This is a genomic window from Citrobacter sp. LJND-P06 (assembly GCF_058188415.1).
In genome coordinates, this window is record NZ_CP187317.1 from 1,122,002 (window position 1) to 1,145,312 (window position 23,311).

Genomic DNA, 23,311 nt, shown 5'->3' on the forward strand with positions numbered 1-23,311 from the left:
TTCAGGGGAAGGTAAAAAAGAATGCGAAGAAGAACGGCGTTGGTTTCATGTCATTTTCCTTTGGCGACAAGAGTAAAGTACCCGCACTGTTTTAACCCTGTCAACAAAAAACGCGCCCGAAGGCGCGTTGGCGATACACTCAATGTAAGGGACTACTCTTCTTCTGCTTCGACGAAGTTGGCGTCTTTTACTGAAGTTGTTGCACGACGGGCTTCGCCTTTGTGCTGCACTTTATTGAGCTGCCGTTCCAGCTTGTTGATCAAATCATTAATGGCGGTGTACATATCTTCGTGTTTTGCGCTGGCGACCAGATGTCCGTTCGGTGTATTAATGGTGGCATCAGCAGTGAAACCCTGTGGCTCCTTAGACAGAATGATATGTGGATTAATTAGGTGAGTTTGCCATTTATCCAGTTTGGAGAGACGGTCTGCGACATGCTGGCGAATTGCCGGAGTAATTTCCATTTGTTTACTGGTAATGTTCATTGTCATAAATTTTACCTCTTGTCTTTCCCGTCTTGGTGAACCCAGCATACCGTTCCTAATGTCAAAATGTGTGATTTAAATCACATTTTTTTGTCACTTTTTGTCAGGGATATCTTTTTGTGAGGCATCGCAGGAACAGGGGATCTTTTACTTGAGGAATACCTGAAAGCAGGCCATATTTGATAGGATGCGTTGCAGCTAAACCGCTTCAGTTGCGGCGTTTACGGACAAAAAAACGGCAGCCATTGGGCTGCCGTTTTGTTTTGCGTTCGGAGATGAATCAGGTGTTGCTGCTGTTAGCGGCAATAATTTTCGCCACTTTGTCAGCCTGAGCATTCATCTGCAACTGACGATAGGCATTTTCCATCAGCGGCAGAGCATCACGTGTTGCCTGGGTATCCGGGTAGTCGCGCATCATTCCCTCTACGCGGTTCACGACGGCAATCCATGCGCCACGCGCGGTGTAATAATCGGCAACAGAGTATTCGTATTTCGCCAGACGATCTTTCAGGAACACCAGACGCTTAGTGGCATCGGTTGTGTATTGGCTGTTCGGATAGCCACGCACCAGTTTGGAGAAATCGTTGAACGCAGCTCGGGCGTGTTGTGGATCGCGATCGCTGCGATCAACACCAAAGAATCCTTGCAGCGCACTGTCATCCAGCGCCATATTGGTCAGGCCGCGCATATACATGACATAATCAATATTTGGGTGCGTTGGGTTAAGACGGATAAAACGATCGATAGCAGCCTGAGCCAATGGCAGGTCTGCGTTTTTGTAGTAAGCGTAGATGAGATCCAACTGCACCTGCTGGGAATACGGTCCAAATGGATAACGGTTATCCAACGCTTCCAATTGCGTTATTGCCTGTTTCCAGTTACCGTCCTGCAGCTTTTGCTGAGCAGTCGCGTAGATTTCATTAGGCGGATTATCGGGCACTTCTTCCGTTGAACCAGAGCAACCCGCCAAAAACAGGCTCAACGTGGCTGCTGCCACCAGATATTTCATGCGCGTCATGACGTTTTGACTTTCCTCAAAATGTAATACGGGAGATTCTCTGTTCCTGCTCCCGGTTAAGACCAGCTACAATAGCACACTATATTAAACGGCAAAGCCGTAAAACCCAACGTTAAACGAAGAAGCAGTTTATGGCACAACGAGTAGAACTCACCGCAACAGTCTCCGAAAATCAGCTCGGTCAACGCTTAGATCAGGCTTTGGCCGAATTGTTCCCTGATTATTCGCGTTCACGCATAAAAGAATGGATCCTCGACCAGCGAGTGCTGGTAAATGGGCATCTTTGCGATAAACCGAAAGAAAAAGTATTGGGCGGAGAGCGTGTCTCCATCAATGCTGAAATTGACGAAGAAATTCGTTTTGAAGCGCAAGATATCCCGCTGGATATCGTCTATGAAGATGACGACATTCTTGTCATCAACAAACCACGTGACTTCGTGGTGCATCCTGGTGCGGGTAATCCTGATGGCACGGTACTGAATGCGTTACTGCATTACTACCCGCCAATCGCGGATGTCCCGCGTGCGGGGATCGTGCACCGTCTGGACAAAGACACCACCGGATTAATGGTTGTTGCAAAAACCGTTCCGGCGCAAACGCGTCTGGTGGAGTCACTGCAACTGCGTGAAATCACGCGTGAGTACGAAGCCGTGGCGATTGGTCATATGACTGCGGGGGGGACGGTAGAAGAACCGATCAGCCGTCATCCCACCAAACGTACGCATATGTCAGTGCATCCTATGGGTAAACCGGCGGTGACTCACTACCGTATTATGGAACACTTCCGTGTGCACACGCGTCTGCGGCTGCGTCTGGAGACCGGACGTACGCACCAGATCCGCGTGCACATGGCGCACATTACCCATCCGCTGGTGGGTGATCAGGTTTACGGCGGCCGTCCGCGCCCACCGAAAGGGGCATCGGACGAATTTATTTCTACGTTGCGTAAATTCGATCGCCAGGCGCTGCATGCCACCATGCTGCGTCTTTATCACCCGATCTCCGGTATCGAAATGGAGTGGCATGCGCCGATCCCGCAGGATATGGTCAAACTCATTGAAGTCATGCGCGCTGATTTTGAAGAACATAAGGATGATGTTGCCTGGTTATGAGTAAGCTAATTGTCCCGCAGTGGCCGCTGCCGAAAGGCGTTGCGGCCTGTAGTTCTACACGTATTGGGGGTGTCAGTCTGCCTCCTTACCATTCGCTGAATCTGGGCGCCCACTGTGGCGATAACCTGGAACATGTCGAAGAGAACCGAAAACGACTGTTTACTGCGGGCAATCTGCCTTCGAAGCCGGTCTGGCTGGAGCAAGTGCACGGTAAGGATGTGCTGAAACTGACCGGTGCGCCCTATGATTCTAAAAGGGCGGATGCGTCGTACAGCAACACGCCCGGCACCGTTTGCGCGGTGATGACGGCGGATTGCCTGCCCGTACTGTTTTGTAATCTCGACGGAACGGAAGTGGCGGCAGCCCACGCGGGGTGGCGCGGATTGTGTGAAGGCGTACTGGAAGAAACCGTTGCCTGCTTTGCTGATAAACCGGCAAACATTATGGCCTGGTTAGGCCCAGCCATCGGCCCCGCGGCTTTTGAGGTAGGGCCAGAAGTTCGTGACGCATTTATGGCGAAAGATGCGAAGGCGCAGGCTGCCTTTTTGCCACGCGGAGAAAAATATCTGGCGGACATTTATCAGCTTGCACGTCAACGCCTGACGAACGCTGGGATCACCCACATTTATGGTGGCGACCGCTGCACATATCGTGAAAGTGAGACATTCTTCTCTTATCGTCGCGACAAGATCACTGGTCGGATGGCAAGTTTTATTTGGCTGATATAACCTAAAGAATCAAGACGATCCGGAACGCGCCGTTTTCTTTTCACATAATTCAGGTCATTCACCTTGAATAATTGAGGGATGACCTCATTTAATCTCCAGTAGCAATTTTGACCTGTTATGGGAGGAGTTATGCGTCTGGATCGTCTTACTAATAAATTCCAGCTTGCTCTTGCCGATGCCCAATCACTTGCATTAGGGCACGACAACCAATTCATCGAACCTCTTCATCTAATGAGCGCCTTGCTGAATCAGGAAGGGGGATCGGTTCGTCCTTTATTAACGTCTGCTGGCATCAATGCTGGCCAGTTACGCACCGCGATTGATCAAGCGCTGAGCCGTCTACCGCAAGTGGAAGGTACCGGCGGCGACGTGCAACCGTCTCAGGAGCTGGTGCGTGTACTGAATCTTTGCGACAAGCTGGCGCAAAAACGTGGGGACAATTTTATTTCGTCAGAACTGTTCGTTCTGGCGGCGCTTGAGTCTCGCGGTACGCTGACCGACTTATTGAAATCGGCTGGAGCGACAACGGCCAATATCACTCAGGCAATTGAACAAATGCGCGGAGGTGAAAGCGTGAACGATCAAGGGGCTGAAGACCAACGTCAGGCCTTGAAAAAATACACCGTCGATCTGACTGAGCGTGCCGAGCAAGGCAAACTCGATCCGGTTATTGGCCGTGATGAAGAAATTCGCCGTACCATACAGGTACTGCAACGCCGTACCAAAAACAACCCGGTACTCATCGGTGAACCCGGTGTGGGTAAAACTGCGATTGTTGAAGGTCTGGCACAACGCATCATTAATGGTGAAGTCCCTGAAGGGCTAAAAGGCCGTCGCGTACTGGCGCTGGACATGGGTGCGCTGGTGGCCGGGGCAAAATACCGCGGTGAGTTCGAAGAGCGCCTGAAAGGGGTACTTAACGATCTCTCAAAACAGGAAGGTAACGTCATCCTGTTTATCGACGAATTGCACACCATGGTCGGGGCGGGGAAAGCGGACGGCGCAATGGATGCCGGGAACATGCTGAAACCGGCCCTGGCGCGTGGTGAACTGCACTGTGTGGGCGCGACAACGCTGGATGAGTATCGCCAGTACATCGAAAAAGATGCGGCGCTGGAACGTCGTTTCCAGAAAGTGTTTGTTGCCGAACCGTCAGTGGAAGATACCATCGCGATTCTGCGTGGCCTGAAAGAACGTTATGAGCTGCATCACCATGTGCAGATAACCGACCCGGCCATTGTGGCGGCGGCGACGCTGTCGCATCGTTATATTTCGGATCGTCAATTACCGGATAAAGCTATCGACCTTATCGATGAGGCTGCATCCAGCATTCGTATGCAGATTGATTCCAAGCCGGAAGAGCTGGACAGACTCGATCGCCGTATCATCCAGTTAAAGCTGGAACAGCAGGCGTTGATGAAAGAGTCTGATGAGGCGAGCAAAAAACGCCTAGATATGCTTAACGAAGAACTGGACGACAAAGAACGTCAGTATTCGGCGCTGGAAGAAGAGTGGAAAGCCGAGAAAGCCTCACTCTCCGGAACGCAAACCATCAAAGCTGAACTGGAACAAGCGAAAATCGCCATTGAACAGGCGCGTCGTGTTGGCGATTTGGCGCGGATGTCCGAACTGCAGTACGGCAAAATTCCAGAACTGGAAAAACAGCTGGAAGCCGCCACTCAGCTTGAAGGTAAAACCATGCGCCTGTTGCGTAATAAAGTGACAGATGCGGAAATTGCCGAAGTGCTGGCGCGCTGGACGGGTATCCCGGTTGCCAGAATGCTTGAAGGCGAGCGTGAGAAACTGCTGCGTATGGAGCAGGATCTGCATAACCGCGTAATTGGTCAGAATGAAGCGGTTGAGGCGGTATCGAACGCGATTCGTCGTAGCCGTGCGGGTCTGGCTGACCCTAATCGTCCGATCGGTTCGTTCCTGTTCCTTGGGCCGACCGGTGTGGGTAAAACCGAACTGTGTAAAGCGCTGGCTAACTTTATGTTCGACAGCGACGACGCAATGGTGCGTATCGACATGTCCGAGTTTATGGAGAAACACTCCGTGTCTCGTCTGGTCGGTGCGCCTCCGGGATATGTGGGTTATGAAGAAGGGGGCTATCTGACAGAAGCGGTACGTCGTCGTCCTTATTCCGTGATCCTGCTGGATGAAGTCGAAAAAGCACACCCGGATGTGTTCAACATACTGTTGCAGGTGCTGGATGATGGTCGCCTGACGGACGGGCAGGGGAGAACGGTCGACTTCCGTAATACGGTGGTCATCATGACGTCTAACCTCGGTTCCGATCTTATCCAGGAACGTTTCGGTGAACTGGATTATGGGCATATGAAAGACCTGGTGCTGGGAGTGGTCAGTCACAACTTCCGTCCCGAATTCATTAACCGTATAGATGAAGTTGTGGTATTCCACCCGCTTGGCGAAAAACACATCGCATCTATCGCCCGGATACAGCTTCAGCGTCTGTACAAACGTCTGGAAGAACGTGGTTATGACATCCACATTTCTGACGAGGCGCTTAAACTGCTGAGTGCGAACGGTTACGATCCGGTCTACGGGGCGCGTCCATTGAAACGTGCTATCCAGCAACAGATTGAAAACCCACTGGCACAGCAAATCTTGTCTGGTGAGCTGATTCCAGGCAAAACGATTCGTCTGGAAGTGAATGACGATCGCATCGTGGCAGTGCAGTAAGTCACAAAACAATAAAAACGGGCCCTGCGGGGCTCGTTTTTGTTTAAAAACCAGGCGAATATAGCCGTTCATTGCGATTTTTGATGGAAAAGTAATCAGTTGATAGGTTTTTTGTATTTTTGGCTTGTCAGCCTGAAATAACTCCCTATAATGCGCCTCCACTGACACGGAACAACGGCACGCAAGCCGCCGGGTCAGCGGGGTTCCACTGAGAACTCCGGCAGAGAAAGCAAAAATAAATGCTTGACTCTGCAGCGGGATGGCGTAATATGCACACCCCGCGCCGCTGAGAAAAAGCGAAGCGGCACTGCTCTTTAACAATTTATCAGACAATCTGTGTGGGCACTCGAAGATACGGATTCTTAACGTCGCAAGACGAAAAATGAATACCAAGTCTCAAGAGTGAACATACGTAATTCATTACGAAGTTTAATTCACGAGCATCAAACTTAAATTGAAGAGTTTGATCATGGCTCAGATTGAACGCTGGCGGCAGGCCTAACACATGCAAGTCGAACGGTAGCACAGAGGAGCTTGCTCCTTGGGTGACGAGTGGCGGACGGGTGAGTAATGTCTGGGAAACTGCCCGATGGAGGGGGATAACTACTGGAAACGGTAGCTAATACCGCATAACGTCGCAAGACCAAAGAGGGGGACCTTCGGGCCTCTTGCCATCGGATGTGCCCAGATGGGATTAGCTAGTAGGTGGGGTAACGGCTCACCTAGGCGACGATCCCTAGCTGGTCTGAGAGGATGACCAGCCACACTGGAACTGAGACACGGTCCAGACTCCTACGGGAGGCAGCAGTGGGGAATATTGCACAATGGGCGCAAGCCTGATGCAGCCATGCCGCGTGTATGAAGAAGGCCTTCGGGTTGTAAAGTACTTTCAGCGAGGAGGAAGGCAATACGGTTAATAACCGTGTTGATTGACGTTACTCGCAGAAGAAGCACCGGCTAACTCCGTGCCAGCAGCCGCGGTAATACGGAGGGTGCAAGCGTTAATCGGAATTACTGGGCGTAAAGCGCACGCAGGCGGTCTGTCAAGTCGGATGTGAAATCCCCGGGCTCAACCTGGGAACTGCATCCGAAACTGGCAGGCTAGAGTCTTGTAGAGGGGGGTAGAATTCCAGGTGTAGCGGTGAAATGCGTAGAGATCTGGAGGAATACCGGTGGCGAAGGCGGCCCCCTGGACAAAGACTGACGCTCAGGTGCGAAAGCGTGGGGAGCAAACAGGATTAGATACCCTGGTAGTCCACGCCGTAAACGATGTCGACTTGGAGGTTGTTCCCTTGAGGAGTGGCTTCCGGAGCTAACGCGTTAAGTCGACCGCCTGGGGAGTACGGCCGCAAGGTTAAAACTCAAATGAATTGACGGGGGCCCGCACAAGCGGTGGAGCATGTGGTTTAATTCGATGCAACGCGAAGAACCTTACCTACTCTTGACATCCACGGAATTTAGCAGAGATGCTTTAGTGCCTTCGGGAACCGTGAGACAGGTGCTGCATGGCTGTCGTCAGCTCGTGTTGTGAAATGTTGGGTTAAGTCCCGCAACGAGCGCAACCCTTATCCTTTGTTGCCAGCGGTTCGGCCGGGAACTCAAAGGAGACTGCCAGTGATAAACTGGAGGAAGGTGGGGATGACGTCAAGTCATCATGGCCCTTACGAGTAGGGCTACACACGTGCTACAATGGCATATACAAAGAGAAGCGACCTCGCGAGAGCAAGCGGACCTCATAAAGTATGTCGTAGTCCGGATCGGAGTCTGCAACTCGACTCCGTGAAGTCGGAATCGCTAGTAATCGTGGATCAGAATGCCACGGTGAATACGTTCCCGGGCCTTGTACACACCGCCCGTCACACCATGGGAGTGGGTTGCAAAAGAAGTAGGTAGCTTAACCTTCGGGAGGGCGCTTACCACTTTGTGATTCATGACTGGGGTGAAGTCGTAACAAGGTAACCGTAGGGGAACCTGCGGTTGGATCACCTCCTTACCTAAAAGAACCTGCCTTTGTAGTGCTCACACAGATTGTCTGATGGAAAGTAAATAGCAAGGCGTCTTGCGATTGAGACTTCAGTGTCCCCTTCGTCTAGAGGCCCAGGACACCGCCCTTTCACGGCGGTAACAGGGGTTCGAATCCCCTAGGGGACGCCACTTGCTGGTTCGTGAGTGAAAGTCACCTGCCGTAATATCTCAAAACTGACTTACGAGTCATGTTTGAGATATTTGCTCTTTAAAAATCTGGATCAAGCTGAAAATTGAAACGACACACTGTGTCTGTTCTCCGTAATAAGAACAGATAAGCGGTGTGTTCGAGTCTCTCAAATTTTCACAACACGATGTGTTTTACGAAACATCTTCGGGTTGTGAGGTTAAGCGACTAAGCGTACACGGTGGATGCCCTGGCAGTCAGAGGCGATGAAGGACGTGCTAATCTGCGATAAGCGTCGGTAAGGTGATATGAACCGTTATAACCGGCGATTTCCGAATGGGGAAACCCAGTGTGATTCGTCACACTATCATTACGTGAATACATAGCGTAATGAAGCGAACCGGGGGAACTGAAACATCTAAGTACCCCGAGGAAAAGAAATCAACCGAGATTCCCCCAGTAGCGGCGAGCGAACGGGGAGCAGCCCAGAGTCTGAATCAGCATGTGTGGTAGTGGAACGGTCTGGAAAGTCCGGCGATACAGGGTGATAGCCCCGTACACAAAATCGCATGTGTTGTGAACTCGAAGAGTAGGGCGGGACACGTGGTATCCTGTCTGAATATGGGGGGACCATCCTCCAAGGCTAAATACTCCTGACTGACCGATAGTGAACCAGTACCGTGAGGGAAAGGCGAAAAGAACCCCGGCGAGGGGAGTGAAAAAGAACCTGAAACCGTGTACGTACAAGCAGTGGGAGCCTCTTTAATGGGGTGACTGCGTACCTTTTGTATAATGGGTCAGCGACTTATATTCTGTAGCAAGGTTAACCGAATAGGGGAGCCGAAGGGAAACCGAGTCTTAACTGGGCGTTAAGTTGCAGGGTATAGACCCGAAACCCGGTGATCTAGCCATGGGCAGGTTGAAGGTTGGGTAACACTAACTGGAGGACCGAACCGACTAATGTTGAAAAATTAGCGGATGACTTGTGGCTGGGGGTGAAAGGCCAATCAAACCGGGAGATAGCTGGTTCTCCCCGAAAGCTATTTAGGTAGCGCCTCGTGAACTCATCTTCGGGGGTAGAGCACTGTTTCGGCTAGGGGGTCATCCCGACTTACCAACCCGATGCAAACTGCGAATACCGAAGAATGTTATCACGGGAGACACACGGCGGGTGCTAACGTCCGTCGTGAAGAGGGAAACAACCCAGACCGCCAGCTAAGGTCCCAAAGTCACAGTTAAGTGGGAAACGATGTGGGAAGGCACAGACAGCCAGGATGTTGGCTTAGAAGCAGCCATCATTTAAAGAAAGCGTAATAGCTCACTGGTCGAGTCGGCCTGCGCGGAAGATGTAACGGGGCTAAACTGTGCACCGAAGCTGCGGCAGCGACACTATGTGTTGTTGGGTAGGGGAGCGTTCTGTAAGCCGTTGAAGGTGGCCTGTGAGGGTTGCTGGAGGTATCAGAAGTGCGAATGCTGACATAAGTAACGATAATGCGGGTGAAAAGCCCGCACGCCGGAAGACCAAGGGTTCCTGTCCAACGTTAATCGGGGCAGGGTGAGTCGACCCCTAAGGCGAGGCCGAAAGGCGTAGTCGATGGGAAACAGGTTAATATTCCTGTACTTGGTGTTACTGCGAAGGGGGGACGGAGAAGGCTATGTTGGCCGGGCGACGGTTGTCCCGGTTTAAGCATGTAGGCGGAGCGTTTAGGTAAATCCGGACGCTTACTAACGCTGAGGTGTGATGACGAGGCACTACGGTGCTGAAGTAACAAATGCCCTGCTTCCAGGAAAAGCCTCTAAGCATCAGGTAACACAAAATCGTACCCCAAACCGACACAGGTGGTCAGGTAGAGAATACCAAGGCGCTTGAGAGAACTCGGGTGAAGGAACTAGGCAAAATGGTGCCGTAACTTCGGGAGAAGGCACGCTGATATGTAGGTGAAGCGACTTGCTCGTGGAGCTGAAATCAGTCGAAGATACCAGCTGGCTGCAACTGTTTATTAAAAACACAGCACTGTGCAAACACGAAAGTGGACGTATACGGTGTGACGCCTGCCCGGTGCCGGAAGGTTAATTGATGGGGTTATCCTTAGGGAGAAGCTCTTGATCGAAGCCCCGGTAAACGGCGGCCGTAACTATAACGGTCCTAAGGTAGCGAAATTCCTTGTCGGGTAAGTTCCGACCTGCACGAATGGCGTAATGATGGCCAGGCTGTCTCCACCCGAGACTCAGTGAAATTGAACTCGCTGTGAAGATGCAGTGTACCCGCGGCAAGACGGAAAGACCCCGTGAACCTTTACTATAGCTTGACACTGAACACTGGTCCTTGATGTGTAGGATAGGTGGGAGGCTTTGAAGTGTGGACGCCAGTCTGCATGGAGCCAACCTTGAAATACCACCCTTTAATGGCTGGTGTTCTAACGTAGACCCGTAATCCGGGTTGCGGACAGTGTCTGGTGGGTAGTTTGACTGGGGCGGTCTCCTCCTAAAGAGTAACGGAGGAGCACGAAGGTTAGCTAATCCTGGTCGGACATCAGGAGGTTAGTGCAAAGGCATAAGCTAGCTTGACTGCGAGAGTGACGGCTCGAGCAGGTGCGAAAGCAGGTCTTAGTGATCCGGTGGTTCTGAATGGAAGGGCCATCGCTCAACGGATAAAAGGTACTCCGGGGATAACAGGCTGATACCGCCCAAGAGTTCATATCGACGGCGGTGTTTGGCACCTCGATGTCGGCTCATCACATCCTGGGGCTGAAGTAGGTCCCAAGGGTATGGCTGTTCGCCATTTAAAGTGGTACGCGAGCTGGGTTTAGAACGTCGTGAGACAGTTCGGTCCCTATCTGCCGTGGGCGCTGGAGAATTGAGGGGGGCTGCTCCTAGTACGAGAGGACCGGAGTGGACGCATCACTGGTGTTCGGGTTGTCATGCCAATGGCATTGCCCGGTAGCTAAATGCGGAAGAGATAAGTGCTGAAAGCATCTAAGCACGAAACTTGCCCCGAGATGAGTTCTCCCTGAGACTATAAGTCTCCTGAAGGAACGTTGAAGACTACGACGTTGATAGGTCGGGTGTGTAAGTGTAGCGATACATTGAGCTAACCGATACTAATGAACCGTGAGGCTTAACCTTACAACGCCAAAGGTGTTTTGGTGAAAGAAAGACATCAATATCAGCTTGATACAGATTAGATTAACGCGCAGAGAAGCGGGTTAATAAACAGAATTTGCCTGGCGGCTGTAGCGCGGTGGTCCCACCTGACCCCATGCCGAACTCAGAAGTGAAACGCCGTAGCGCCGATGGTAGTGTGGGGTCTCCCCATGCGAGAGTAGGGAACTGCCAGGCATCAAATAAGCAAAAAAGCCCATCCGTCAGGATGGGCTTTTTTGCGTCTGCGGTTCGAGGAAATGCTGACTGGCGCAGTGTTTCTCAGATCAGATCCGGTATATAGATGAGTCGATCCTACCCTGGCTTATACTCCTAAATCGTTGGCCTGCTAATTAAAAACTAGATTCCTGTCACATATTTATATATAACAACTATATAACATTCCGTTCACTTTAAGTGACAATAATAAGCGCCGATATTCTCGGTTGGATCCTTGGCAGGAGTACAATTCTAATGACTGAAAGCAGTGTAACTGCGAACGGGTCACTGACTGACAGTGATACCCGTCGTCGCATATGGGCTATTGTGGGGGCATCATCCGGGAATCTGGTCGAATGGTTTGATTTCTATGTGTACTCGTTCTGCTCTCTCTACTTTGCCCACATTTTCTTCCCATCAGGAAACACGACGACTCAGCTTTTGCAAACTGCCGGTGTTTTTGCAGCAGGGTTTCTGATGCGTCCTATCGGTGGATGGTTATTTGGTCGCATTGCCGATAAACACGGTCGTAAAAAATCGATGCTGTTGTCGGTTTGTATGATGTGCATGGGATCGCTCGTGATCGCCTGCTTGCCCGGCTATGAAACCATTGGCACATGGGCTCCGGCGCTTTTGTTACTGGCTCGTTTGTTTCAGGGCTTGTCTGTTGGCGGGGAGTACGGAACCAGTGCAACCTATATGAGTGAAGTGGCCGTAGAAGGTCGCAAAGGATTTTATGCCTCATTCCAGTATGTCACGCTGATTGGTGGGCAACTTCTGGCATTGTTGGTTGTTGTGGTTCTCCAGCAAACGCTGGATGATGCCTCTCTTAGAGCATGGGGCTGGCGTATCCCCTTTGCGTTGGGTGCGGCATTGGCGATTGTCGCGTTATGGTTACGTCGCCAACTGGATGAAACGTCTCAGCAAGAAACGCGTGCTCTGAAAGAGGCGGGTTCGTTGAAGGGATTATGGCGTAACCGTAAAGCGTTCATGATGGTGTTGGGTTTTACCGCGGCAGGTTCGCTCTGTTTCTACACCTTCACAACGTATATGCAGAAGTATCTGGTCAATACCGCCGGAATGCATGCCAATGTGGCAAGCGGAATTATGACGGCGGCATTGTTCGTTTTTATGCTTATTCAGCCTTTGATTGGTGCGCTATCGGATAAAATCGGGCGACGGACATCGATGTTATGTTTTGGCTCTCTGGCCGCTATTTTTACGGTGCCGATCCTCTCGGCATTACAGAATGTCACCTCGCCTTATGCCGCCTTTGGACTGGTCATGTGCGCGTTGCTCATCGTGAGTTTCTACACCTCAATTAGCGGGATCCTGAAGGCAGAAATGTTCCCGGCACAGGTGCGTGCGTTAGGCGTTGGTCTTTCTTATGCTGTGGCGAATGCGTTGTTCGGGGGGTCTGCTGAATATGTTGCGTTGTCGCTGAAGTCCATTGGTATGGAGACCTCATTCTTCTGGTACGTTACGGCGATGGCTGTCGTGGCATTTTTTGTTTCATTGATGCTGCACCGTAAAGGCAAAGGTCTGCGCCTTTAGTCGTGAGCCATTTGCCAGACGGCGTAACCTGTAGTTGCGCCTGCGACATCCCAGGCAAAATCTTTCCAGCTCCAGCCGCTTCCTTCGGGGCGGCTGTCCCATAATTCTTTTGATGCACCGAGGCTGACGGAAAACATCAGACCGAATGCGGCACTGCGATCGTGGCTCATTCCCTGGCGTTGAGCGTATTCATTTCCTGCGGCGGAGAGCATAGCGGAAGCGATAAAATGTTGCGCTTTATCCTGTCCGCTCCAGCGGTCATTCGCCATATGGCTACAACCGGTAAGAAGCAGAACAGCAATAAGGATAAAGAAGCGCACCGACACCTCCACAGGAAAAACCCCGTCACTGGACGGGGTTTTGTTTACAGAATACGGCTAATTAATTTGTCGATTCGAATACGACGTAATCGACGGATCAGCTTGCGGACTTTAACGGGATAGTCGGCAATACTCTGCAGGTCGCGATAATGCTTAACAATCGTGGTATGCGTGCGGATAAGCTCCAGCTCTTTCTCACGCTGAGGGGCTAATTCCTGTTTTGGATCGTGGATCAGAATCGCGTTTTCAAGATCCAGACGCCAGGCCCGAGGATTCAGGTTGTTACCGGTGATGAGCATCCATTTGTCATCGACCCACATACCTTTCAGATGATAGGTATTGTCGTCATCCTTCCACAGGCGCACAACGAGTTGATCGGTATTAACATAATATTGCAGACGGCTCAGGAAGCGACGCAGGTTAATCTCGTAAAGATAAGGAAGCGCGCCGATGATTTTGAACGGTTCATTCTCGGGGATGAAAAAGTCGTTCGCCGTTTTATCACCGACAATGATCTCGACCTTTTTACCATCACGCAGTAACTGAATAATGCTACGTACCAGAACTGCAGGCAGGTTGAAATAAGGCGTACAGATAGTGAGCTTTTGCTCCGCGCATGGCATAAGGTGGAAAATCGTCTTGTTAAGCAGACTGGATTTCCCTAATCCGACCAGGGGGGTCACGGAAAGTTGCTCGTTATCGGCATCTCCCTGGAAATGGTATGACGCATCGCGTAGTTCCTGACGGAACAACCGGATGTCATTTTTAATCTCAGGGCTTTTCGGACGATGCGTATCATCCAGACGGTTCACGCCACGGCCGTTCATCAAATTCTGAGTGACCCACTCATACATGATGTCCGCCATTTGCGCATTGCGAATAAGCTGATAACGGTCGTAACGGTATTTATCATGTTGATGCAGATAAACATCGTTCAGGCTGGCGCCGCTATAGATGACGCTGTCATCGATAATAAAGCCTTTGAAATGAAGGACGCCAAGCGCTTCCCGCGTGTTAACCGGTACACCGTAGACGGGGATCTCAATACCGGGGTTTTCTTGCGCCATTCGGCAATACCAGTCAGCGTTGGTGTTGGACGCTGCTGCGCCAATACGCCCACGCTGCGCACGATGCCAGTCGACAAGCACCCGGACATCCAGCTCAGGACGCTGCCGTTTAGCCGCATAAAGCGCGTCGAGTATGCCTTTGCCGCCATCATCCTGTTCAAGATACAGGGCAATAATGCAAATACGTCGTGTCGCGCTGGCTATTTTCTCCAGCAGAGCCTCCCTGAAATTAGCGGGAGCATAAAAGAAATCTACATCATCAACTGACTGAGAAATCTTAGGTAGTTGGGCAAGGTGTTGTTGATGTTTATTACGCTTAAATTTTGACAACATCACAGTGCATTTCTTCTCTGTTCATTGAAGGGTCCTCTGTACTATGCAGACGACATAAGCGGGCAATGATAACATCAGTACCCATTAAAGTGGTCAACATTTCCAGTACCTTACTCACGATTCCTCATGCTGGGCAAGATTAAGCGTTAGCCCAACAATTCCGTCTTCGAGCTGGATATCAACCTCAAAACCGAGCTTTCTGGCCAGTGCCACCATGCCGCGATTGTTTGGCATCGTAATACCATTGAGGCGTCTTAGTCCGTGATCCCGAGTATAAGCAATCAATTTTTCCATTAACCGACGTCCCAACCCTAATCCTTTGAGATCCGAGCGCACCAATACAGCAAACTCTGCATCGATATTATCCGGATCGGAGATCGCGCGCGTGACGCCGAGGATCTCCTCAGTGCTGTCATGACGACGTACGGCGACAAATGCCATTTCCCGATCGTAGTCGATCTGCGTCATGTTGGCTAAATCTTCATGAGTGAATTCGTTGATCTCGCTAAAATAACGGTAATAAAGATCTTCTTTTGTGACCTGGGAAATGAACTGCTGAAGCTGCGGTTCATCCTCAGGGAGGATAGGGCGGAACAGGCAACGTTCGCCATTTTTCAACTCCACCCACTCTTCGAGATGTTGCGGGTAAGGACGTACCGCAAGTCGACTTTCGTTATCGCCTTCGAAAGGGGCGATATCCAGCGTCACATCAAGCGCCGTGAATTCGTCAGCGGATGCGAGCAGCGGATGGATATCCAGACGCTGAATTTCCGGGCAATCGACGATCAGGTTCGATACCTGCACCAGCAACTGGCTTAACCCTGCGACATCCAGTGGACGTAGCGCGCTCCGACCGCGGATTTTTTTATTCTTTATTCCCTGAATCACTAAATAGCGCGCCAGGTTCATGTTTAGCGGCGGCAGCGCAACGACCGCCTGCTCTTCAGGGCGCCACTCCATGCCACCTTCGCCAAGCATAATCAGCGGACCAAATACCGGATCGTGCTCCACCACCACGCGCAACTCTTGCGCACCTGCGCGGTTGGCCATGCTTTGTACCAACAGGCCGTGGATTCGCGCCTGCGGCCAGGCCATTTTTACGCGATCAAATATGGCATTGGCCGCCTGCTGAACTTCATTTGCTGTACGCAGGTACAGCATGACCCCCTGAACTTCAGACTTATGCGGAATATCCGGAGAGCGTAGTTTTAGCGCTACCGGATAGCCGATTTGTTCCGCGATATGCACCGCTTCCGCACTGTCACTGGCAATCCAGGTCGGCAATGTCTGCAAACCGTAGGCCTGCAAAATAGGCTGAACCTCATGGGTATCCAGTGACGTTGCACCTTCATCAATGGCCTGCTGCAGTAGCTTGTGCGCCTCAGTTGTATTTGATGTCAGGTTTGTCGGCAGTGCTGGCGTTTCCCGCAGTTGCTTCTGGTTCCGGCGATACTCGACCATGTGCATAAAGGCCGTGATCGTGCCTTCCGGCGTACGATAGGTGGGCAGTCCGGCTTCACTGAACAATTTGCGGGATTCCTGAGAGGAGAATTCGCCACACCAGTTGGTCAGCAACGTGACGTATTTCCCTCTGGGATGATGCTTCACCGCTTCAATCAGCGCGTGGGCGTTTTCGGTCCCCGGGGCGACGGCACTGGGGGAGTGGATCACCATCAAGGCATCGAAATCCTGGCTGGCCAGCAAAATGTCTACCGTTTTGACAAAATGATCGCTGCTGGCGTCATCACACAGATTCAATGGGTTAGCGATGTTGACGTGGTCAGGCAGCGCTTCTCTCAGTTTGCTACATGTCTCTTCGCTCAACGTGGCTAATTTGCCATTACGTGACCAAAGTTCATCCAGCGCGAGGGCGGCAGGGGCTGCGCCATTACTGATGATCATCAGTCTGTCACCGCGCAGTGGGCGCATGTGGCTTAAGGTTTCGACCGCAGAGAAGAGTTCGTGGGTATCCTGGACGCGCAGCAACCCCGCACGCTGAATCGCGGCGTCCCATGCAGGGTCCATCCCCGCACTGGTGTTGAGTAAACGCTGAGCTGCCGGACTACGGCCGCTTTTAATGACCAGAATCGGTTTATTACGCGACGCGCTACGGGCGGCAGAGACAAAGCGGCGGGCATCGCTTAAATGTTCAAGATAAAGCAGGATCGCGCTGGTCTTGCTGTCTCGTGCAAGGTAATCCAGCAATTCATCGACATCAATATCCAGACTGTCGCCTAGCGCGATAAAGTAAGAAAAGCCCATTTCCCGCTGCTGCGCCCAGTCCAGAATGGTATTGGAAACGGCGGCTGACTGCGAAATAAACGCGAGCTTGCCACGCTTAATCGGCACCGGCGAGAAACTGGCGTTTAGGCCCTGCCAGGGCGCCAGTAATCCGAGACTATTAGGGCCAAGAAGCCGCATGTTGAAACGGCGGGCGCAGGACTGAAGCTCTGTATGCTGAGACGCAGGTGCCGACAAAATAATGCAGGTTTTGCACCCTTTCTCTCCCAGCGCCTCCAGGAGAGCCAGATTGCGGCTGGCATTGGTACAAAGAACCGCGAGATCGGGTGTAAAAGGCAGGCTGGCGATATCGGGCCAGGCAAGAACGCCTAAAACCGCCTTCCAGGTGGGCGTCACTGGCAGGACGGGGCCGTTGAACCCTCCGGCCAGCAGGTTGCGCATCATCAGATAACCCGCACGATGGGGCTTCATTGATGCGCCAATCACCGCAATAGATTTTGGTCGCAGTAGCGCTTCCAGACCACGCTGACTCATATCGGCTTCCTTATGGCACCAGTGACCGAATGATTTTAAACGCTTTCTGATAAGTCTGCTGTGACGCTCCCTTGATGTTGCGTTTTTCCTGCCAGGTAACGCGTTTTAAAGCGGGAGAAATGCTCGCCCAGGCTGCTTGCTGCGTTGGTGTCGCCAGCCAGATCCAGTAGCGCAATAGCCACTTCGGCGGTGCAGTATTGCCCCTCTGCATGGGCTTCGCGCAGGTGATAAGCGGAAAGCCGTGACAGATCGACTGAAATCACCGGCAGGTTGTCGAGATAAGGGCTCTTACGAAACATTTTACGCGCTTCCGGCCAGGTGCCGTCGAGCATAATAAACAGCGGCGGTTTCCCTGTCGGGGGCGTGAAAATCACGTCGCGCTCTTCACCTGCATAAGAGGCCGGGAACACCACCATCGGTTGATAATCCGGGTTTTTCACCAGTTCGAGCAGCGCCTGTGGCGGTTCTGTGCGCGACCATTGAAACGCCGTGGTATCGGGTAAAATATCCGCAATTAAACGGCCTGTATTGCTGGGCTTCATCGGCTCGGTATCAAACATCACCAGACAAAAGCAGCTTTTCGCTTGCGAAGGGATTAGTGTGTCACACAGACACTGTTTCAATGGCAGCAGGCATCGCTGACAGCGACGAATGCGGTTACCTCTGGCAAGAAAGGGACGCGTGGCGCGCGCGAGGCGTTCGGCGCGTAACTGGAGAACAGCGTTATCAGTCATGGGAGAATGCGTTGAAAAACGCTATTGTCGCAGAGGTGAAAACGGGGCACAAGATGCGCCCCGGAGAGATTACAGTGATTCGTTCAGCCAGCTATCAAAAGGGGCTTTTGGCACTGCGCCATTCAGCATATCGATAACTTCGCCTTTCTTGAAAATCATGATGGTTGGAATACTGCGAATACCAAAACGGGCGCTCAGTTCACGTTCCGCTTCCGTATTCACTTTAACAAAGCGAACTTTACCGCTACGCTCTTCGGCGACATCTTCAAAGATCGGGGCAAAATTACGGCATGGGCCGCACCACGGCGCCCAAAAATCAACCACCACCGGAAGATCGTCTTTCAGCAGTTTATCCAGCGTTTCACCGGTCGCATTAATCACTTCTCCATCAAACAGGTCGTGACCACAGCGTCCGCATTTTGCCGCTTCCTCAATACGATCATCGGGAATGCGATTGATTGCCTGGCAGCTGGTACAAACGGTATTCATAACTAACCTCTGGAAGAGTAGGGTAGACTTCCCGACAATCACATCCACGTCGGTATGTTTCTATTATGTTACATATTATCGGGGAGACTGTTTTAAACAACAATGTGTTTTATTCGATGGGTACAATAGTCATTAGCTTTTAAATGAAATAATGGCTAACCGGTGACACATCAGGTAATCTGCGCGCTTCGCGCAGCGCAGGTGGAGAAAAGAAATGAGCGACGAACTGAAGAACAAAAACGGCAAGGTCAAAGTGATGTACGTCCGCAGCGATGATGACTCGGACAAACGCACTCAAAATCCACGTACTGGTAAAGGCGGCGGTCGCCCCGGTACTTCCCGAGCCGAAGGCGGTCGTCGCCCTGCCCGTGATGACAGAAAAGGCCCGAACAGTGAACGCGGTCGTGAACGTGGTCGTGACCGCGATGTTGAACGCGACCGTAAACGTGAAGACTCACCGTGGCGTACGGTTTCCCGTGCCCCGAGCGATGACACGACGGAAAAAGCCGATCACGGCGGAATCAGCGGCAAAAGTTTTATCGATCCTGAAGTATTGCGTCGCCAACGTGCGGAAGAAACCCGCGTCTACGGCGAGAATGCCTGTCAGGCTCTGTTCCAGAGCCGTCCGGATGCGATTGTACGCGCCTGGTTTATTCAGAGCGTGACCCCGCGTTTTAAAGAAGCGCTACGCTGGATGGCGGCAAACCGCAAAGCCTATCACGTGGTTGACGAAGCGGAACTGGCGAAAGCCTCCGGTACGGAACACCACGGTGGCGTCTGTTTCCTGATCAAAAAACGCAACGGTACGACGGTTAAGCAGTGGGTAAGTCAGGCGGGGGCACAGGATTGTGTGCTGGCGCTGGAAGATATTGCTAACCCGCACAACCTTGGCGGAATGATGCGTAGCTGTGCGCACTTTGGCGTGAAAGGCGTCGTGGTGCAGGATGCCGCGCTGCTGGAGTCAGGTGCGGCGATCCGTACTGCTGAAGGTGGCGCAGAGCATGTGCAGCCGATCACGGGCGACAGCCTTGTTGACGTGCTGGATGATTTCCGTCAGGCGGGTTACACCGTAGTCACGACGTCCAGCGCTCAGGGCAAACCGCTGTTTGCAACCGCACTGCCAGAGAAAATGGTGCTGGTGCTGGGGCGTGAACGCGACGCCTTACCGGAAGCCGCACTTTCTGCAGATGACCTGTGCGTTGCGATCGACGGTACGGGTAATGTTGACACGCTCAACGTCTCAGTGGCGACAGGTGTGCTGCTTGCTGAATGGTGGCGTCAAAACAAAGCGTAATTGCGCTTTGTATGTTAGCCGGATAAGGCGCTTTCGCTGCCATCCGGCGATGTGCCCGGTGGCGCGATGCTTACCGGGCTCACAGCCTGCAATAGGTTATTCACTCTTCTCCGGTATCACCGGCATCCAGTCGATTGGCTTTTCGCCACGCTGTTCCAGCCACTGATTTGTCAGAACAAAGTGATTGCTGCCAAAGAAACCACGATGCGCGGACAGCGGCGATGGATGTGGCGCTTTCAATACGTGATGGCGCTGGGTGTCAATAATGGCGCCTTTCTTCTGCGCGTGTGCACCCCAGAGTAAAAAGACCACCCCTTCCCGATGTTCATTGATAAGACTGATGACCTTATCGGTGAACGTTTCCCAGCCGAGACTGGCGTGTGAATGCGCCTGGCCCGCTCGCACGGTGAGCACCGTATTGAGCAGCAGTACGCCCTGACGCGCCCAACTTTCCAGATAACCATGCGTGGGACGCGTAAAGCCTGGTACTGAGGCCTCCAGTTCTTTATACATATTTACCAGCGACGGAGGCGGGGCGATCCCAGGAAGCACTGAGAAGGCAAGTCCATGCGCCTGACCGGGCCCATGATAGGGGTCTTGCCCCAAAATCACGACGTTAACATCACCCAGTTCAGTGAAGCGAAACGCATTGAAGACATCCTGTTGCGGTGGATAAATCGTCATTCCCGACTGACGCTCTCCAGCGACGGTATGTAGCGTGTTAACAAAGTAAGGCTGCTGCTTTTCATCAGCCAGTACGTCATGCCAGGTTAATTCGGTAGCCATCTCGCTCTCCTGCGAATTTTTCAATACGCCTAGCTTAACTGCTTCTTTCTACGGCGCAAAATTCTGCATGCCGCAAAGCCGGGCTACGTCTAAAGAATGTTGAAAATTTATGTAAAAAGTTTATCGCTGCGCGGGGTGTAAGTTGATGTAAAACAATAAAATCCACCCATCACCCTTTTTGTGGTGTGGTTTTTGTTGATTTAAATCAAAGAATCAAGGGGGTGTGAGGGGTATATATACACTCAAGCAACAATGGTTTTACCAATTGGCCGCGATGGGCCAACCGAAATCAATTAATTTTGCCGGGGAGGCATCACATGATTACAGGTATCCAGATTACTAAAGCTGCTAACGACGACCTGCTGAACTCTTTCTGGCTGCTGGACAGCGAAAAAGGCGAAGCACGCTGCATCGTTGCGAAAGCAGGTTTCTCTGCAGACGAAGTCGTTGCCGTCAGCAAACTGGGCGAAATCGAATACCGTGAAGTTCCGGTAGACGTGCAACCGGAAGTTCGCGTGGAAGGTGGTCAGCACCTGAACGTTAACGTTCTGCGTCGCGAAACGCTGGAAGATGCGGTTAAGCATCCGGAAAAATATCCGCAACTGACCATCCGTGTTTCTGGCTATGCTGTGCGTTTTAACTCTCTGACGCCAGAACAGCAGCGCGACGTTATCGCTCGTACCTTTACTGAGAGCCTGTAAGGCTCACGGGGGAATCCCCCAGTAATACGATAATCAAAAGCGGAAGATGCAAGCGTATCTTCCGCTTTTTGCATTCCATCAGTAAAAAATCCGCACTACCCACCAGACCACCAGCAGTAAATAAACGGCCATTCGATACAACGCCTTCAATCATGGCGTTGTGCGCGCACCATGCGGGAAAAGCCGTCAGCCCGGCGATGCAGATTTTTATGGAGTGTGTTGAGGCGTGTTTTTCAGCAGAAGATAAAAAAATGCCGGGCTAAATAACCCGGCGATTTGTTTTACTCTTCGTTCTTCTGCGGTGGCGTACCCGCGTTGGCAGGCTTGCGACGCTTACCGATATTTTTCGCATCACGGTGACGTTTTTTCACGCGTGGTTTTTCTTTGTCTTTCTCTTTTTTCTTCTCTGCGCGTTTAGCCAACACTTTTTTAGATGGCTTGCCGGTCAGTTTCTCACTCGGCGCACGCGTTGTCGGGCGAAGCTCATCAATGACTCGCACTTTCAGCGGTTCTTCAATGTAGCGACCGATCTTTAACAACAGCAGGTGATCGTGGGTTTCGACCAGAGAAATGGCGGTACCTTTACGACCGGCGCGGCCTGTACGACCGATACGGTGCAGATAGGTATCACCACTGCGCGGCATATCAAAGTTAATGACGTGACTCACGTCAGGAATATCGATACCGCGCGCGGCAACGTCGGTGGCAACCAGTACGTTTACACGACCATCGGTGAGTCGCTTAATGCCTTCGTTGCGTTTGATCTGCGGCATCTCGCCTTCGAGATAGCAGTTGTTGATCCCCGCGGTACGCAGCATCCCGGCAAGTTCATGTACGCGCTCGCGCTTACGCACAAATACGATAGTACGTGTGGCATCGTCTTGTTTTAGCAGGTGCTTCAACAGTTCGACTTTATGCTCAAAATTATCGGCACGGTAGTACCATTGGTGGATCTTTTTGCGCTCGCGAGTGGAAGGCGTTGCAGAGACTTCAACCGGTTCTTTCAGCAGACGCTCAGCAAAATCTTTAATAGCTTCGCCTTCAAGCGTAGCGGAGAACAGCATCGTCTGATTACGCCAGCGAGTTTCCCCAGCGATATGTTCAATATCCTGAGCAAAACCCATGTCCACCATACGATCGGCTTCGTCGAGGATCAGGGTTTCGACGGCGCGGCAGTCGAAGTTTTCTTCTTTAATATACTGCAACAGGCGACCGGTGGTGGCGACCACGATGTCCTGGTTTTCGCTAAACACTTCCGCGTGGTTCATGTATGCCACGCCCCCGGTGATGGTTGCGATATCCAGATGGGTGTTTTTCGCCAGTTCACGGGCGTGATCGGCAACCTGCATCGCCAGTTCGCGGGTCGGCGTCAGAATCAAAATTCGCGGCGGACCGGATTTTTTGCGCGGGAAGTCGAGCAGGTGCTGCAACGCTGGCAGCAGATATGCCGCCGTTTTACCGGTGCCTGTTGGCGCAGAACCGAGGACATCACGGCCATCGAGCGCAGGCGGAATGGCGGCAGCCTGAATGGCGGTCGGGCGAGTGAAACCTTTATCCTGGAGAGCTTCCAGCAGGCTTTCATCGAGTTCAAGTTCGGAAAAAGTCGTTACAGTCATGTTCTACCTCTGTGTGGGGCGCTGATTATAGACGTTACGGCTGCAATCTTCATCTGTTTGTATGGATATCGCTTCTCAGGTATT

16 protein-coding genes, 1 tRNA gene, 3 rRNA genes, 1 pseudogene and 1 other annotated feature (1 of these 22 only partly in view) are annotated in these 23,311 nt (G+C 51.9%); of the genes and pseudogenes, 11 read left to right on the forward strand and 10 right to left on the reverse strand.

Going from position 1 to position 23,311, the window contains the following annotated elements:
* Nucleotides 1–50, reverse strand: a sequence feature (Phe leader region); it reaches 76 nt to the left of the window's first position.
* The 3 genes from pheL to bamD form a co-directional block, all read right to left on the reverse strand.
* Nucleotides 2–49, reverse strand: a complete 48-nt coding sequence (pheL, locus tag ACO7SM_RS05450; RefSeq protein ID WP_102000890.1) for a pheA operon leader peptide PheL — start codon at nucleotides 47–49, stop codon at nucleotides 2–4. (Overlaps the previous feature by 48 nt.)
* Before the next feature lie 102 nt (nucleotides 51–152).
* A complete protein-coding gene (raiA, locus tag ACO7SM_RS05455; protein ID WP_162382704.1) occupies nucleotides 153–491 on the reverse strand; it encodes a ribosome-associated translation inhibitor RaiA in 339 nt (112 codons plus the stop codon).
* 274 nt (nucleotides 492–765) lie between these two features.
* Nucleotides 766–1,503, reverse strand: coding sequence for an outer membrane protein assembly factor BamD (gene bamD / locus ACO7SM_RS05460; RefSeq protein ID WP_203360362.1), 738 nt, complete (start codon nucleotides 1,501–1,503; stop codon nucleotides 766–768).
* 131 nt (nucleotides 1,504–1,634) lie between these two features.
* On the opposite strand from bamD, the gene rluD reads away from it, so the two are divergent.
* The 8 genes from rluD (at nucleotide 1,635) to kgtP (ending at nucleotide 13,112) form a co-directional block, all read left to right on the forward strand.
* Nucleotides 1,635–2,615: a 23S rRNA pseudouridine(1911/1915/1917) synthase RluD gene (rluD, locus tag ACO7SM_RS05465; protein WP_203360363.1), complete on the forward strand. Its 981-nt coding sequence runs from the start codon at nucleotides 1,635–1,637 to the stop codon at nucleotides 2,613–2,615.
* Nucleotides 2,612–3,343 (forward strand): purine nucleoside phosphorylase YfiH, encoded by a 732-nt coding sequence (yfiH, locus tag ACO7SM_RS05470; RefSeq protein WP_490470013.1) that lies wholly within the window; start codon nucleotides 2,612–2,614, stop codon nucleotides 3,341–3,343. Before rluD ends, yfiH begins: the two co-directional genes overlap by 4 nt.
* Before the next feature lie 129 nt (nucleotides 3,344–3,472).
* Complete coding sequence (gene clpB / locus ACO7SM_RS05475; protein ID WP_490470014.1) at nucleotides 3,473–6,046, forward strand: ATP-dependent chaperone ClpB; 2,574 nt, start codon at nucleotides 3,473–3,475, stop codon at nucleotides 6,044–6,046.
* 451 nt (nucleotides 6,047–6,497) lie between these two features.
* Nucleotides 6,498–8,039, forward strand: a 16S ribosomal RNA gene (locus tag ACO7SM_RS05480).
* An 85-nt stretch (nucleotides 8,040–8,124) separates the two neighbouring features.
* Nucleotides 8,125–8,200 (forward strand) — tRNA-Glu (locus ACO7SM_RS05485).
* A gap of 216 nt (nucleotides 8,201–8,416) precedes the next feature.
* Nucleotides 8,417–11,324 (forward strand): 23S ribosomal RNA (locus tag ACO7SM_RS05490).
* A 97-nt stretch (nucleotides 11,325–11,421) separates the two neighbouring features.
* Nucleotides 11,422–11,537 (forward strand): 5S ribosomal RNA (rrf, locus tag ACO7SM_RS05495).
* The 16S, 23S and 5S rRNA genes sit together here with 1 tRNA gene alongside, the layout of an rRNA operon.
* 276 nt (nucleotides 11,538–11,813) lie before the next feature.
* Entirely contained in the window at nucleotides 11,814–13,112 is a 1,299-nt protein-coding gene (gene kgtP / locus ACO7SM_RS05500; RefSeq protein ID WP_490470015.1) for an alpha-ketoglutarate permease, read from the forward strand.
* Here the strand turns inward: kgtP and ACO7SM_RS05505 are convergent.
* The 5 genes from ACO7SM_RS05505 to trxC form a co-directional block, all read right to left on the reverse strand.
* Complete coding sequence (locus ACO7SM_RS05505) at nucleotides 13,109–13,432, reverse strand: YfiM family lipoprotein (RefSeq protein WP_490470016.1); 324 nt, start codon at nucleotides 13,430–13,432, stop codon at nucleotides 13,109–13,111. The two genes, kgtP and ACO7SM_RS05505, sit on opposite strands and share 4 nt — an antisense overlap.
* 44 nt (nucleotides 13,433–13,476) lie before the next feature.
* A complete protein-coding gene (gene pssA, locus ACO7SM_RS05510; protein ID WP_490470872.1) occupies nucleotides 13,477–14,832 on the reverse strand; it encodes a CDP-diacylglycerol--serine O-phosphatidyltransferase in 1,356 nt (451 codons plus the stop codon).
* A gap of 114 nt (nucleotides 14,833–14,946) precedes the next feature.
* Nucleotides 14,947–17,607: a bifunctional acetate--CoA ligase family protein/GNAT family N-acetyltransferase gene (locus tag ACO7SM_RS05515; protein WP_490470017.1), complete on the reverse strand. Its 2,661-nt coding sequence runs from the start codon at nucleotides 17,605–17,607 to the stop codon at nucleotides 14,947–14,949.
* A gap of 35 nt (nucleotides 17,608–17,642) precedes the next feature.
* Nucleotides 17,643–18,341, reverse strand: coding sequence for a tRNA-uridine aminocarboxypropyltransferase (tapT, locus tag ACO7SM_RS05520; RefSeq protein ID WP_490470018.1), 699 nt, complete (start codon nucleotides 18,339–18,341; stop codon nucleotides 17,643–17,645).
* Nucleotides 18,342–18,410: 69 nt separating this feature from the next.
* Nucleotides 18,411–18,830 carry a thioredoxin TrxC gene (trxC, locus tag ACO7SM_RS05525; protein WP_490470019.1) on the reverse strand — a complete coding sequence of 140 codons (420 nt, stop codon included), beginning with the start codon at nucleotides 18,828–18,830 and terminating at the stop codon, nucleotides 18,411–18,413.
* 214 nt (nucleotides 18,831–19,044) lie between these two features.
* Between trxC and ACO7SM_RS05530 the strand changes: the two genes are divergently transcribed.
* Nucleotides 19,045–20,124: a tRNA/rRNA methyltransferase gene (locus ACO7SM_RS05530; protein WP_490470020.1), complete on the forward strand. Its 1,080-nt coding sequence runs from the start codon at nucleotides 19,045–19,047 to the stop codon at nucleotides 20,122–20,124.
* A 96-nt stretch (nucleotides 20,125–20,220) separates the two neighbouring features.
* Here the strand turns inward: ACO7SM_RS05530 and ung are convergent, their stop codons facing one another.
* Nucleotides 20,221–20,910, reverse strand: a complete 690-nt coding sequence (ung, locus tag ACO7SM_RS05535; RefSeq protein WP_490470021.1) for a uracil-DNA glycosylase — start codon at nucleotides 20,908–20,910, stop codon at nucleotides 20,221–20,223.
* A 317-nt stretch (nucleotides 20,911–21,227) separates the two neighbouring features.
* Here ung and grcA point away from each other — a divergent pair, with 317 nt between their 5' ends.
* Both grcA and ACO7SM_RS05545 read left to right on the forward strand, forming a co-directional pair.
* Nucleotides 21,228–21,611 (forward strand): autonomous glycyl radical cofactor GrcA, encoded by a 384-nt coding sequence (gene grcA, locus ACO7SM_RS05540; protein ID WP_096756118.1) that lies wholly within the window; start codon nucleotides 21,228–21,230, stop codon nucleotides 21,609–21,611.
* Between the two features lie 146 nt (nucleotides 21,612–21,757).
* A pseudogene (locus ACO7SM_RS05545) lies at nucleotides 21,758–21,874 on the forward strand (LysR family transcriptional regulator); the annotation flags it as partial.
* 18 nt (nucleotides 21,875–21,892) lie between these two features.
* On the opposite strand, the gene srmB reads toward ACO7SM_RS05545, so the two are convergent.
* Nucleotides 21,893–23,227 carry an ATP-dependent RNA helicase SrmB gene (srmB, locus tag ACO7SM_RS05550; RefSeq protein ID WP_490470022.1) on the reverse strand — a complete coding sequence of 445 codons (1,335 nt, stop codon included), beginning with the start codon at nucleotides 23,225–23,227 and terminating at the stop codon, nucleotides 21,893–21,895.
* Between the last annotated feature and the right edge of the window lie 84 nt (nucleotides 23,228–23,311).

Coding starts and splice junctions, on each gene's coding strand:
- raiA (WP_162382704.1), bottom strand. CDS start 491: ATGACAATGAACATTACCAGTAAACAAATGGAAATTACTCCGGCAATT.
- bamD (WP_203360362.1), bottom strand. CDS start 1,503: ATGACGCGCATGAAATATCTGGTGGCAGCAGCCACGTTGAGCCTGTTT.
- rluD (WP_203360363.1), top strand. CDS start 1,635: ATGGCACAACGAGTAGAACTCACCGCAACAGTCTCCGAAAATCAGCTC.
- yfiH (WP_490470013.1), top strand. CDS start 2,612: ATGAGTAAGCTAATTGTCCCGCAGTGGCCGCTGCCGAAAGGCGTTGCG.
- clpB (WP_490470014.1), top strand. CDS start 3,473: ATGCGTCTGGATCGTCTTACTAATAAATTCCAGCTTGCTCTTGCCGAT.
- kgtP (WP_490470015.1), top strand. CDS start 11,814: ATGACTGAAAGCAGTGTAACTGCGAACGGGTCACTGACTGACAGTGAT.
- pssA (WP_490470872.1), bottom strand. CDS start 14,832: ATGTTGTCAAAATTTAAGCGTAATAAACATCAACAACACCTTGCCCAA.
- ACO7SM_RS05515 (WP_490470017.1), bottom strand. CDS start 17,607: ATGAGTCAGCGTGGTCTGGAAGCGCTACTGCGACCAAAATCTATTGCG.
- tapT (WP_490470018.1), bottom strand. CDS start 18,341: ATGACTGATAACGCTGTTCTCCAGTTACGCGCCGAACGCCTCGCGCGC.
- trxC (WP_490470019.1), bottom strand. CDS start 18,830: ATGAATACCGTTTGTACCAGCTGCCAGGCAATCAATCGCATTCCCGAT.
- ACO7SM_RS05530 (WP_490470020.1), top strand. CDS start 19,045: ATGAGCGACGAACTGAAGAACAAAAACGGCAAGGTCAAAGTGATGTAC.
- ung (WP_490470021.1), bottom strand. CDS start 20,910: ATGGCTACCGAATTAACCTGGCATGACGTACTGGCTGATGAAAAGCAG.
- grcA (WP_096756118.1), top strand. CDS start 21,228: ATGATTACAGGTATCCAGATTACTAAAGCTGCTAACGACGACCTGCTG.
- srmB (WP_490470022.1), bottom strand. CDS start 23,227: ATGACTGTAACGACTTTTTCCGAACTTGAACTCGATGAAAGCCTGCTG.